The sequence below is a fragment of the Nocardia sp. NPDC058666 genome (assembly GCF_042714895.1).
Taxonomy (GTDB): domain Bacteria; phylum Actinomycetota; class Actinomycetes; order Mycobacteriales; family Mycobacteriaceae; genus Nocardia.
In genome coordinates, this window is record NZ_JBHXRY010000003.1 from 428,715 (window position 1) to 440,726 (window position 12,012).

The 12,012-nt window shown below is 65.6% G+C and carries 14 protein-coding genes; 7 read left to right on the forward strand and 7 right to left on the reverse strand.

What is annotated here, in order from left to right; translation table 11 throughout:
* Together ACFWVD_RS11450 and ACFWVD_RS11455 are read left to right on the forward strand one after the other, a co-directional pair.
* Positions 1–1,125 carry a lipase family protein gene (locus ACFWVD_RS11450; protein WP_379241943.1) on the forward strand — a complete coding sequence of 375 codons (1,125 nt, stop codon included), beginning with the start codon at positions 1–3 and terminating at the stop codon, positions 1,123–1,125.
* A 186-nt stretch (positions 1,126–1,311) separates the two neighbouring features.
* The gene (locus tag ACFWVD_RS11455) at positions 1,312–2,061 is read left to right on the forward strand and encodes an alpha/beta hydrolase (protein ID WP_379241944.1); all 750 of its coding nucleotides are present in this window, start codon (positions 1,312–1,314) and stop codon (positions 2,059–2,061) included.
* A 44-nt stretch (positions 2,062–2,105) separates the two neighbouring features.
* Here ACFWVD_RS11455 and katG read toward each other — a convergent pair whose 3' ends face one another.
* The 5 genes from katG to ACFWVD_RS11480 all read right to left on the reverse strand — a co-directional run bounded on the left by katG (position 2,106) and on the right by ACFWVD_RS11480 (position 8,595).
* Positions 2,106–4,346, reverse strand: coding sequence for a catalase/peroxidase HPI (gene katG / locus ACFWVD_RS11460; protein WP_379241945.1), 2,241 nt, complete (start codon positions 4,344–4,346; stop codon positions 2,106–2,108).
* Positions 4,347–4,608: 262 nt separating this feature from the next.
* Complete coding sequence (locus ACFWVD_RS11465; protein ID WP_379241946.1) at positions 4,609–4,890, reverse strand: hypothetical protein; 282 nt, start codon at positions 4,888–4,890, stop codon at positions 4,609–4,611.
* Positions 4,891–5,015: 125 nt separating this feature from the next.
* Positions 5,016–5,555, reverse strand: coding sequence for a TerD family protein (locus ACFWVD_RS11470; RefSeq protein WP_379241947.1), 540 nt, complete (start codon positions 5,553–5,555; stop codon positions 5,016–5,018).
* Between the two features lie 458 nt (positions 5,556–6,013).
* On the reverse strand, positions 6,014–7,714 hold the full coding sequence (locus ACFWVD_RS11475; protein ID WP_379241948.1) for an ankyrin repeat domain-containing protein: 1,701 nt from the start codon (positions 7,712–7,714) through the stop codon (positions 6,014–6,016).
* Positions 7,715–7,914: 200 nt separating this feature from the next.
* Positions 7,915–8,595, reverse strand: a complete 681-nt coding sequence (locus ACFWVD_RS11480) for a DUF6461 domain-containing protein (RefSeq protein ID WP_379241949.1) — start codon at positions 8,593–8,595, stop codon at positions 7,915–7,917.
* Between the two features lie 205 nt (positions 8,596–8,800).
* Between ACFWVD_RS11480 and ACFWVD_RS11485 the strand changes: the two genes are divergently transcribed.
* Positions 8,801–9,265: a DUF1330 domain-containing protein gene (locus ACFWVD_RS11485; protein ID WP_379241950.1), complete on the forward strand. Its 465-nt coding sequence runs from the start codon at positions 8,801–8,803 to the stop codon at positions 9,263–9,265.
* Between the two features lie 123 nt (positions 9,266–9,388).
* Here the strand turns inward: ACFWVD_RS11485 and ACFWVD_RS11490 are convergent, their stop codons facing one another.
* Positions 9,389–9,790 carry a cupin domain-containing protein gene (locus ACFWVD_RS11490; RefSeq protein ID WP_379241951.1) on the reverse strand — a complete coding sequence of 134 codons (402 nt, stop codon included), beginning with the start codon at positions 9,788–9,790 and terminating at the stop codon, positions 9,389–9,391.
* A gap of 43 nt (positions 9,791–9,833) precedes the next feature.
* Between ACFWVD_RS11490 and ACFWVD_RS11495 the strand changes: the two genes are divergently transcribed.
* From ACFWVD_RS11495 to ACFWVD_RS11505, 3 genes are all read left to right on the forward strand, one after another.
* Positions 9,834–9,971, forward strand: coding sequence for a hypothetical protein (locus ACFWVD_RS11495; RefSeq protein WP_379241952.1), 138 nt, complete (start codon positions 9,834–9,836; stop codon positions 9,969–9,971).
* Between the two features lie 213 nt (positions 9,972–10,184).
* Positions 10,185–10,427: a DUF4158 domain-containing protein gene (locus ACFWVD_RS11500; RefSeq protein WP_379241990.1), complete on the forward strand. Its 243-nt coding sequence runs from the start codon at positions 10,185–10,187 to the stop codon at positions 10,425–10,427.
* 1 nt (position 10,428) lies between these two features.
* Positions 10,429–10,605 (forward strand): hypothetical protein, encoded by a 177-nt coding sequence (locus ACFWVD_RS11505; protein ID WP_379241953.1) that lies wholly within the window; start codon positions 10,429–10,431, stop codon positions 10,603–10,605.
* Here ACFWVD_RS11505 and ACFWVD_RS11510 read toward each other — a convergent pair whose 3' ends face one another.
* Positions 10,606–11,166 (reverse strand): TetR/AcrR family transcriptional regulator, encoded by a 561-nt coding sequence (locus ACFWVD_RS11510; protein WP_379241954.1) that lies wholly within the window; start codon positions 11,164–11,166, stop codon positions 10,606–10,608.
* Positions 11,167–11,289: 123 nt separating this feature from the next.
* Between ACFWVD_RS11510 and ACFWVD_RS11515 the strand changes: the two genes are divergently transcribed.
* Positions 11,290–11,982: an SDR family oxidoreductase gene (locus tag ACFWVD_RS11515; protein WP_379241955.1), complete on the forward strand. Its 693-nt coding sequence runs from the start codon at positions 11,290–11,292 to the stop codon at positions 11,980–11,982.
* Positions 11,983–12,012: the final 30 nt, after the last annotated feature.

Here is a 12,012-nt window from a genome sequence, read left to right on the forward strand (position 1 = left end):
ATGATGATTCGTACGATTCTGCCCGTGATCGCGGTCGCCGCCGCGCTGACTCTCACCACACCGAGCGCCACCGCCGCACCGGGCGACAATTCGCCGGGACAGCTTGTCGCCGTGGAGAATCTATCTCCGGTCGCATCTCTGCCGCAGACCGGGCGCTCCGCGAAACTGACCTATTGGACACGCGGACCGCACGATTCGCCGATGATCAGCTCCGGCGCGGTCTACGTCCCCGTCGGCAACGCCCCGCCGGAAGGTTGGCCCGTGATCGCATGGGCACACGGCACCGTCGGCGTCGCCGATCACTGCGCGCCCACCACCGCAGGCCGCTCCGAACGCGATATCGCCTACCTCGAACACTGGCTCGCACGCGGCTACGCCATCGTCGCGACCGACTACGTCGGCTTGGGTACGCCGGGCGTGCATCCGTACCTCGACGGAAAGTCGGCCGCGCACAGTGTGATCGACGCCGTGCGCGCCGCCCGCGCACAGGACGCGACGTTGAGTGCGCGCTGGGTGGTGATGGGGCAATCGCAGGGCGCACACGCCGCGCTGTTCACCTCGGCCATGGCCACCCGCGAGGCGCCGGAGCTGGACTTTCGCGGAGCCGTCGCGACCGGACCGCCCTCGCAGATGGAGAAGCTACTGCCCACCGCGGGGCCCTGGTTTCCGCCCCTGCCCTTGCGCGGCACCGCGGCCTATTTCGCGTACATTCTCGATGGACTCCGCGCGGCCAGACCCGAACTCGGCATCGACTCCTACCTGACCCCGTTGGGGCGACAAGTGCTCGACGGCATCGAAACCCTGTGCGTCCTAGAATCTTTCGACACCTACGCCGGGTTGTCGGTCGGTCAACTGCTGTCCCGCCCACTGGCCGACGCCGACCTGCTGGCCGCAGCAGGACAGACTCTCGCGGTCCCGACCGTCGGACACGACCGACCGATCTTCGTCGCCCAGGGCACCGCCGACCGCGACGTGCCCCCGCCGATGACCTACGCGCTGATCGGAGAACTCACCGTCGGCGGCGCCGACGTTCGCTTCCACCCCTACGGCACCGACCACAGCGGCACCATGGCCGCGTCCCTGCCCGACAGCACCCCGTTCGTCGCTGGGCTGTTCGCATCCTGAGCGTGGAAAAGGATTGGACGGGATTCGGATCCGGTTGCTACCGTGCTCGAGACCGTGAAAGCACGCAAGGAGGTGACACCCATGAACGCAGTAACCATGTGGGTGCTCCCGCTCGTGTTCACGGTTCGGCGATCGATGTAGGTGTCGCCGGGAGCGCCTGAATCAGGCAATCCGAAAGGCAACACCATGCACTTCATCTCCCAGACATCGTCGAACGGTGTCATCGAACGTCACTTCCAGCTGGACGACATCACCGGCGTGCTCTGGTCCCCCGAATCCGGACCGTCGGGCGCACCCCTGCTGCTGTCGGGGCACTCCGGTGGGATGCACAAGAAGGCGCCCGGACTGGTCGCCAGTGCACTGCACAACGTGACCGACCACGGGTTCACCGTCGCCGCCATCGACGCGCCAGGACACGGCGACCGGCCACGAAGTCCGGAGGATCAACACTGGGTCGAGGCGATTCATCGCGCTCGGGCCGCGCGCGAACCGATCGCCCCGCTCGTGGTCGAGTTCAACATGTCGGTGGCGCAACGGGCGGTGCCGGAATGGCAGGCCACAGTGGACGCCCTGCAGGCCTTGCCCGAGATCGGCACCGCAACGCCGATCGGCTACGGCGGTGTCTCGTTGGGAGTGGTGACCGGGCTGCTGCTGTCGCACGTCGAATCCCGCATTGCCGCACTGAGTTTCGGCGGGGTGTTCGTGGACGACACCCTCATCGAAGCGGCACGAAAGATCTCGGTCCCGGTCGAATGCTGGATTCCCTGGGACGAGAAGGAGTTCGACAACGCGGCAGGGGTCGCGTTCTTCGACGCACTCGGTTCGAAGGACAAGACGTTGCGCGCGTCGTCGGGCAGGCGTTACCCGGTGCCCGAATACGAGCGGGACAGTTCGGCTCGTTTCTTCGCCCACCACCTCGGCGCGACGTCGGACTGAAATCTGCGCGCCCGGACCGTATCGGCGGTCCGGGCGGGCGGCTGTCAGCGACGCAAGTCGAAACGGTCCAGGTTCATCACTTTGTCCCACGCGGCGATGAAGTCGGCGAGGAACTTCGGGGTGGCGTCGGCCGCGGCGTAGACCTCGGAGGTGGCGCGCAGTTGCGCGTCCCAGCCGAACGCCAGGTCGACGCGGCTCGCGGTCCATCGCTGCTCACCGGTGCGACGATCGACCCCGATGAAGGTGCCGTCGTCGGCGGGGGCGGGCCGCCAGTCGGTGCTCATGTCGAGCAGGTTGCGGAAGAAGTCGGTGGTCAGCGCGCCCGGCGTCTTGGTCAACACACCTAGCGGTGACTGCTTGTAGTTCACGTTCAACGCGCGCAGCCCGCCCACCAGCACCGTCATCTCCGGGGCGCTCAACGTCAGCTGGTACGCCTTGTCCAGCAGCAGGTACTCCGGCTGCATCGGTGCGCCCTTCTCGACGAAGTTGCGGAACCCGTCACCGAAGCCCAGCAACGCGTCGAAGGACTCGATCTCGGTCATTTCCTGGACGGCGTCGCCGCGCCCCGGCGTGAACGGCACCGTGACCTGGTGACCGGCAGCCTTGGCCGCGGCCTCGATCCCGGCGGCACCACCCAACACGACCAGGTCGGCGAACGACACCGCGACGTTCCCGGTCTGGGCCTGGTTGAAAGTGTTCTGCACCTGCTCGATCGCCGCGATCACCCGGGGCAGCTCGTCGGGCTCGTTGCGTTCCCAATTGCGTTGCGGCGCAAGTCGAATCCGGCCGCCGTTCGCGCCGCCGCGCATATCGCTGTCGCGGTAACACGAAGCCGCCGACCAAGCGGTGTAGATCAACTGCTGCGGTGTCAGGCCGGACGCGAGCAGCGCGGTTTTGAGGGTTGCGATCTCGGCGGGCCCGATCAGGCCATGGGTGACCGGCTCGATCGGATCCTGGAACAGCTGCGGTTGCTGCGGCACCATCGACCCGCGGTACCGGGTCAGCGGGCCCAGGTCGCGGTGGATGAGTTTGAACCACGCCTTGCGGAATTCCTCGGCCAGCTCGTGCGGGTTCTGCAGCCAGCGGCGGGTGATCTGCTCGTACATGGGGTCGACCTTGAGCGCGATGTCGGAGGTCAACATGTTGGGCTGGTGGTGACGGTGCTCGTCGAAGGGCAGCGGCACCGAGTCGGCGCCGGCGTTGTCCTTGGGACGCCACTGCCACAACCCGCCCGTGCCCACATACGCTTCCCAGTCGTAGCCGTACAGGTTCTCCAGGAACGTGTTGTCCCAGGTCGTCGGGGTCTGCGTCCACGTGACCTCGAGACCGCTGGACGTAGTATCGGCACCCACGCCGGTACCGAACGAGTTCTTCCACCCCAGATCCTGCTGCTCCAACGGAGCCCCGGCGGGCGGCGGCCCGACCTTGTCCTGCGGGCCGGCACCGTGGGTCTTGCCGAAAGTGTGCCCACCCACGATCAACGCCGCGGTCTCGATATCGTTCATCGCCATGCGCTTGAAGGTCTGCCGCACATCCACCGCGGACAACACCGGGTCAGGCACCCCGTTGGGACCTTCGGGATTGACATAGATCAACCCCATCTGCGTCACGGCAAGGGGCAGATCCAACTCCGAGGTGGGGGAGCGGCGCTGCTCGCTGGGCGCCATCCACACCCGCTCGGGACCCCACCAGGTGTCGTCGCCCTGCCACCAATCCTCGCGCCCACCACCGAAACCCATCGTCTGGAAACCCATCGACTCCAACGCGCAATTGCCCGCGAACTCCATCAGATCCGCCCACGACAGTTTCTGCCCGTACTTCTGCTTCACCGGCCACAACAACCGCCGCGCCTTGTCGAGATTGGCGTTGTCGGGCCAGCTGTTGAGCGGGGTGAACCGCTGCATCGCGTGCCCGGCACCACCACGACCGTCCTCGGTGCGGTAGGTGCCCGCGGCGTGCCAGGCCATGCGGATGAAGAAAGGGGCGTAATTGCCGAAGTCGGCGGGCCACCAGTCCTTGGAATCGGTGAACAGGGCGTTCAGGTCCGCCTGCACCGCCTTCAGATCCAAGGTGTCGAACTCTTTGCCGTAGTCGAAACCCTCGCCCATCGGGTCAATAGACGGCGGATTCTGTTGCAGCAGTTTGAGATTGAGCTGACCAGGCCACCAATCGGGCACTCCGCCGACCGCTTCGGGCCGAGTGAACTCCGGCTTGTGAACCGGGCACCCGTCGCTGGTGGTGTTGCTGAAGTCGGTATTGCTGTGACTGTGTTCGGAGTCTGCCATCAGCTGTCCTTTCAGGGAACCGCACGGGGATCGCTGACAGCGATGACGCGGACACCGTCAGACGAGCCGAAGAGGGCAACGCGGTGGAGCTGTGTCCTGGCTGAACGGTTCCACCGTACTCAGGGTGTGCTGATAGGGGCATTCACCTGCGGTGATCGGTGGGGGAGTGTCGTGAGGTCGTGACTTCGGTGATGCGGCAGCATGGGGGTCCCGACAACGCCGAGGCACCCGGAAGGCGCTGGGTGCCTCGGCGCCGAGTGAACTACTTCCAGGACGGCAGGCAGCCGGCCGCGCGCAGGCGGGAGGCGAAGCTGGTGTCGACGCTGCTGCTGGATCCGGTGGCGGAGCCGGTGGTGGTTCCGGTAAACGCGGCGATGAGTTCGCCGCCCAGCCCGGCGCCGATGGAGCAGCCGAGCAGATTGAGGTCGATGCTGATGATCTCGTTGGGCTCTGCGGGGTTGTCGGCGGCAGCGGCCGGTCCGGCGACGCAGGCGATGGTGGCGGCGAAGGCGGCCGCGACGGCACCGGCTTTGACAGAACGCATGTTTCTCCTGGCGGTTGGTTCGGCGAATTTCAGGTAGGTGCGGCCGAACGGGTCACGGTGGTGCAACTCCCCTGAACCACATACCCACGACGAGAACCGTCGCAAACTTGCTCGACGCTTTCGGATCAGTTCAGGTAAGGCGTGAGGTGGGGAACAGCGTCGGCGACGTGCTCTGCCGCGATGGGCTGGGCAATGGCGGTGAACTGCCAATCCTGTTGGGCGCGAAGGAGTTTGCCGAACACGAAGCCGGTGTGGGCGCGGGCCACGGCCAGGTCTATGCGTGCGAGTTCGGTGCCGGTGACACTGTCGATGACGCGGGTGAAGGCGTTCTCGATCTGCTCGAATCGCTGTCCGGTGTAGCAGGTGATCAGCAGCACGACGGTGGTGATGTCTGGGGCCAGTCGGGTCAGGTCGAGCACCATGATCTCGTCGTCCCCGTCGCCGACGCCGTCCAGACTGTCACCCAGGAGGCGGATGGCACCGTCTCGCGAGGTCAGTTGTTCGTGAAAGGCGACGTCGACGAAGCGAGTTCCGCTGAACGACAGTGCGGCCACGTTGAGATCGATGTCTTTCGGGCGTCGCCGAAACATGCTCGCGCGCACGGGATCCCAGCCCAGGCCCACGGTGATGTGGGTCAATGCGGTGTGGGGGACTGCTCCGGGCATATGCTGCTCCTGGTCGAGTTCGCTTGGGCCAGTTGCCATCCGGATCCCCGGTAGACCTCCCCGCAAACATGCCGCACGGACCCGAAGTCCGCAACCGGGTCGGGTTGTGTGCCACTCGCCTCGAATGTCTTGTCTGTCGGGGTGAGACCATCGGGGCATGACAGACGCGACACCACAACCGTGGGCCCGGGACCCTTTACCGGTGCTGCCGCCTACTCAGTCGAAGTACGCCCTTCCTGATGGTGGCCTCGATCCATACGACGTGAACGACTCACGAACGCAATTCGTTCTCGACGCCCGCGGGTTCGGGCTCGGGTGGGTTCCCTCGGGGCCGGAGGAGAAGTTCGGGCCGGTCGGCCAAGACCCTACGGAATTTCGCGAAGTCCCACCGCGACCTTCGTCAACCGTGCCGATGTGGCGTTGGAGGGCCAAAAGTGGGCCGTCGGAACCGGATCCAGTCAGAGCCCTCGCGTCGGTGTCAGGGGTTGTCGAGGTGGAGGGGGAACACGGTGTACACCCCGCGCTGTCGCCGCCACAACGCCGATATGGGCGGCGCTCGCCAGGGCGTGCACTGCGCCGATCGACGTGAGTTGGGTTGCAGGCACTCCTGTTTCGGCGTTCAACCAGAGCATGCCGGTGTCGAGACCGATCGCGACCCAGCTGCCGCAGGCAGCAAAGCACAGCGGTGCCCACCACACTTCGCCGTGAACGCCGGTCACGTCGTTGTCGATGCGGAGATGCCATACCGGGTCGCCGGTCGCTGTGTCGACGACCACGACGAGACCGCGGTAGCCATTTGGTCGTTTTTCTCCTTGATCCGGTCGGATCCAGGCGGCGAATCGGTGACCGTCCGGGCTGAACGCTACAGACCCAACCAGGTTGGAATGGTCAGTCAGTGGCAGGTCTCTGCGTTCGTAGCGGTAGGAGAGGGCGCCCTGTGCCGAGACGTCGATCAAACTCAGCCACGCTGTCCCCTGCATGCAGTTGCCGACGGCAAGACGACGCCCGTCGGGTGAGAACTGCGGTGTGATACTCCAATCACCGAACATGAGTTCCTCGTCATCGTCGGCATCGTGGCGCAGACCGTGTTCGGTGTCGACGACCGCCAACTCCTCCTCGCCGGTGAGAGCGAGCAACCGTCCGTCCGGCGACCATGCCACCTGTCCCTGTACTCGTTGAGGAAGCAATTCAGCGGGCAGCACCTCGACGATGTCGAGGTCACCCCAGTCACGCAACAGCACCGAGCCTTTAGAGAGAAAGGCCGTTCGCATGCCGTTCGTCGACCCGTAGGGCCCACGGATCTTCTGGCGTCCAGGGACTTCGATGATCCGGAGCGGCTCGAGATCCGGTGTCAATTGCCAGTGCACCAGGTAGGCACCGGAGTACATACTGCTCAACGCTTCCGGGAGCGAGGGATGGATCACCAATTCCTCGTGCGCACCAACCACGACCTCATGGAGTTCGAGCCCTAGCGTCCGGTTCGTGGCATGCAGAATGGCGATCATTCTGGCGCGCAACGACTCTGGCGCATCGGGATCCAGAATGTCGATTGCGGTGTCGCCGAATTCGTCACGCCGTCCCGGGTCTGCACCATGCGCTAGCAGGAGTTCGGTGACCTCGGCCCACAACAGATCCGCGGCTCGTGCGCAGGCACGGTGTAGCGGCGTGTGTGGTTGCGGTGTCTGCACTGGGGCACCTGCGTCGATCAACAGACGCGCTATCTCGGGGCTGTCCGTCAGGTCCAAAGCGGTGACTCGATTGTTGTCCGCGGGCCGAGTTGCCGTCAGTGCTGGATCAGCCCCCGCGGTCAGGAAAGCAGCGACGACATCGCACCGGTTCTTCTCCACAGCGACGTGCAGCGGTGTCGATTCGAACAGGTATCGCGCTGCCAGTCCCTGCTGTCCGGCTGCCTCGGCGAGCAGTTCGGCGATCGGGCCGCCGGTGGCGAAATGAAGGGCGTTGTCCCCGTTCACTCGCGTCGCCAAGGGATCCGCACCACGGTCCAGCAGAAGTTGTGCTGCGGCAATCGAATCCGCCTGCCATGTTGCCTCGATCAACGGGGTGGTATCCATCCACCCTGTAGCGTTCACCAGACCCGGCCACTGATCCAGCAACTGCGTCAGCTGGACCACATCCCCGGCTCCGGCCGCCGCGATCACCGTCGACGTCCGATCCTCGCCTCAGCCCTCCAACCAACGCCGCACCGCAGTGATGCTATTCATTTCCTCCCACTGTGCACCACTGATCGGCATGTCAGCACGTTGGCTAGCGATCATGAGGCCGCGAAACTGGGCGGATTCGCGACTATTACGCGGACGAGGACATCGCCGGGCCGAGTGCTGGTGTGGTCGAAAGGTGGCTATCGGCGGACGACAGGTCCGATGAACAGGGGCTGGTCCAGCATCTCGGCCGTGAACACCACTCCGGTGATCTTCGCCGCGAGGGCGAAGGCTCTGGGCACGCCGGTGCGGAAGCTGATTTCCCAGGCATCCGCGTCGCTCTCATCTTCATCGGGGTCGAAGATGGAGTCATCGTCGGTCATGTCCAACCACATGCCCAGCTCACGCATGTGGTTGTTGAGCCTGTCGGGGTCGCAACCCCAACGGATATGCGGGTACCACAGTCGGTGGCCGGTCACGATCGATCCATCGATCGCGTACTCGAGGCTGTGCTCGGCGTAGTCGTGTCGGGTGATTGCCAGAACTTCACAGTCTCGCGATAGTTCCGCCAGCGTCTTGTGGTCGGTCATCCACCACCCGAACGGCTCGACGGCCACGCTCCACTCACCGGCGCTGAACACGGCCACGTGACCGCCGCCGTCACCGCCGTCGGACGTGCCGACGAACTCGGCCATCCTGTCGTTGAGCTGCTCGAAGTCCGACTCCTGGCCGGAGTCGTCGCTGTTGCTGAGGCGGCGCACCACCTCCGACGGGGCCAGGTGTCGGAAGAAGGCCACGCTGAAGATCACACCCAGCGGGCCGGCTTGGCTCTCGGATGCGTTGAGCCACTGATAGGGGGCGAGGGGATCGGTTGTCGCCATACAGATCATGGTGGCAGACCCCGACACCAGGCGGGTGAAACGTCGGCTCCGCAACCGGGTGCGTCTGCTCCTACCGGCGAGGGCGCAGGGCCACGACGAATGGCCACATTGACGCCACGACGCCGACAGTGGCGATCGTCCCCCACAGCATGATGAACGGCCCGTATTCCGCTACGCGGGACCAGTATCCGCAGGGACCGACATCTTGCGGGATGGTCGCGCATTCGGGGTGGCCGATGGCGGCGAAGGCCAGGGTCGCGAGGATTGGGATCGTGACGGCAATTGCGAGAACAAACGCCAGTTTTCGGGCTGGGCGGGGGAGAGCGGCCATGCGATCAGACCCTATGCTCAGCACCACCGAACACAGGAGGATTTCATGGCTAAGGGCTACTGGGTCAGTGTCTACCCCGTCATTTCCGACCCGGAGCAGCTGACTGCCTACAACAAACTGGCCGGTCCGGCTGTGCAGGCGGCGGGCGGGCGCCTGCTGTCCCGTGGCGGTCGCGTTGTCGCGCACGAGGCGGGGATCACGCAACGCGTCGTGCTGATCGAGTTCGACAGCTTCGAACAGGCCGTTGCGGCGTACGACAGCGAGGCATACCAGCAGGCGCTGGCGGCCCTGCCTGACGGCTTCGAGCGTGATTTCCGCATCGTCGACGGGCTCGACTGACCCGATGGTGGGCTTGAAATCCATTCGCCCCCGGGCAGATTCGGTGCTGACGGCGCCGCGATGACATGATCGCGGGCCCGACGAGTTCGGATGACCTCGTCGGGCGACCGCATTCTGTCCGGGTCAGGCGAGTGGTCGTCCCGTTGTGGTCGTGATGTGCTCGGGCAGTTGTTCGTGGTGATCACCGGTATTGGGGGTGCCGGTGGGTTCGAACAAGAGGATGGATGCACCCTCGGTGGACGACGGTTTGTGCTCCGTGCCGCGGGGAACGACGAACACCGACCCTGTCGGTAGTGTGACGGTGCGCTCACTATCGTTGTCGCGCAAGGCAATTCGTAGCTCTCCGTCGAGGACGAGGAAGAATTCGTCAGTGTCGTCGTGCCGGTGCCAGGCAAATTCACCGGCCACTTTGGCGATGCGGACGTCATAGTCGTTGACCTTGGCCGCAATTCGCGGAGACCACAGGTCGTCGAAGGCCGCCAGCGCGGTATGCAGGTCGACTGGGTTGTTGTTCACCTGATCCATCCTCGTAGAGGCGCCGCGACCGGGGAAGTGCTATTAATTGCCCATGTCGCGTGGATCCTCGCATCGAGTGGTGGTGATCGTCGACGAGGGCTCCAACCCGTTCGAGCTGGGCATCGCGACCGAGTTGTTCGGACTGCGTCGCCCGGAGCTGGGTAGGTCATGGCACGAGGGGTGCCGGTAAGGATCCTGTCACCAGCCGCAAATCGGGGTGAAAGCCGAGCATGGGCGCGGTAGGGATCGTGTCTTCTGCTGCAATTGTCCTGTGCTGGTGGTGATCTCGGTGTAGGTTGCGCGGCTGTGGTGCGTGAGGTGGACCAAGGCGAGTTGATCGATGCGTGGACGATCGTTGGAGACGAGCCGACGCTGATCGGCGGCAAGCGGGTGTCCTACACGGCTGGGGTTCGCGATCCTGCTCCGCTTCTACAGCGAGCGGGGCCGGTTCCCGCGAGGGCGGGCCGAGATTCCGGATGAGGCGATCGAGTACGTGGCTCGACAAGTCGGTGTCGAGCGGACGGAGATCGCGTTCTACGACTGGTCCGGTCGCACCATCGAGTATCACCGCGCCCAGATCCGTCAGGCGCTCGGGTTCCGCGAGCGCACCGAACGCCGACGCGTTGACGTGGTGGTTGGTCGATGAGGTGACTCAGATCGACTGTGTTGGTGAGCGGGTGCGCGAATATCTGCTGGGCGAGCTGCGGCGACGAAAGCTGGAGCCTCCGACCTATGAGGTGCACACCATCGTGGTCGACCATCTGCGCGACCTTCTCGGAGTGACGGTCGACGCGGCTCACACCTCGGCCCGCGCCGCCCCTTGATCAGCCCGCTTCCGTCAAGGCTGCGTGCGCGGCGTCGAGGATCTCTCCGGAGAGCGGGGAACCCACGGTGGCCCGGGACAGTAGCAGCGCGCCGAGCAGGGTGCAGAGGCGGACGATGCCGTCCTGGTCATCGGTGGCGAGGAAGCCGGCGAAGTCGGCCACCCCCTCTGCGTAGGCGCGACGGGCCTCGCGCCCCCCGCCCTCGCGCGCGATGTCGGTGGCGAGGGCGGCGAGCGGGCAGCCGCCCGCCGGGTCGTCGCGGTGCTCGACGGAGAGGTAGGTGTCGATGAGCGCCTGCTGGGCGGCTTCGCGCTGCCCGTCGTGCCGCTCGAGCACAGCCGAATTGCGCCGTCCGTTCTCATCGAAGACGTGGGCGGTGACCTCGTCGACGAGCGCTTCCTTGGAGGCGAACTGCTTGTAGAAGGCGCCGTGGGTGAGTCCGGCCGCCTTCATGAGATCGGCGACGCTGACGTGGGTGCCCTGCTCCCGGAACAGCCGGGAGGCGGTTTCCACCACCCGTCTGCGATTTTCCTGCGCCTGCGCCTGTGATACGCGGCCCATGGCCACCTCCTGCACGAATCAGTTTGGATGTCGATTGGCATCTATCTTAGTCACGTGTTTAGATTGTGGTTGTAATCTAATTGACGCGGGTGCTCCGACGGCGCCTGCAAAGGAGGAGCGAGCATGGAACTCGAGAACGCGGTCGCGGTGGTCACCGGTGCCAACCGGGGCCTTGGGCGGCACCTGGCCGCCCAGCTCGTGGAGCGTGGCGCCAAGGTCTACGCGGCGGCTCGCCGTCCCGAAACGGTCGACCTGCCGGGCGTCCACCCGCTGCGCCTCGACGTGACGGACCACGAGTCGATACGGGAGGCCGTCCGCATCGCGTCGGACGCGACGCTGCTGATCAACAACGCGGGCATCTCCACCGGCGCGACGCTGGTCGGCGGCGATCTGGGCGAGGTGCGTCGCGAGATGGAGACCAACTTCTTCGGCCCGCTCGCCGCCACACGCGCCTTCGCTCCCGTCATCGAGGGCAACGGCGGCGGCGCCGTACTCAACGTCCTGTCCGCCCTGTCCTGGTTCCACCCGGCAGGCCTGGGCTCCTACGCGGCTTCCAAGGCCGCCGCCTGGGCGCTGACCGACGCGAGTCGCGAGGAACTGGCACCCCGCGGGATCACCGTCTCGGCGCTGCACGTCGGCTACATGGACACCGACATGGCCGCCGCCGTGCCCGCCGATCAGAAGGTCGCCGCCGCCGACGTCGCGGCCCAGGCCCTGGACGGCATCGCGACGGGCCAGCCCGAGATCCTCGCCGACGAGACCAGCAGGTTCGTCAAGCTGAGTCTGTCCGCGGCGTCCCAGCCGAACGCGGGCTGACGCTCACCCCCGCCACCACGGCACGACGGC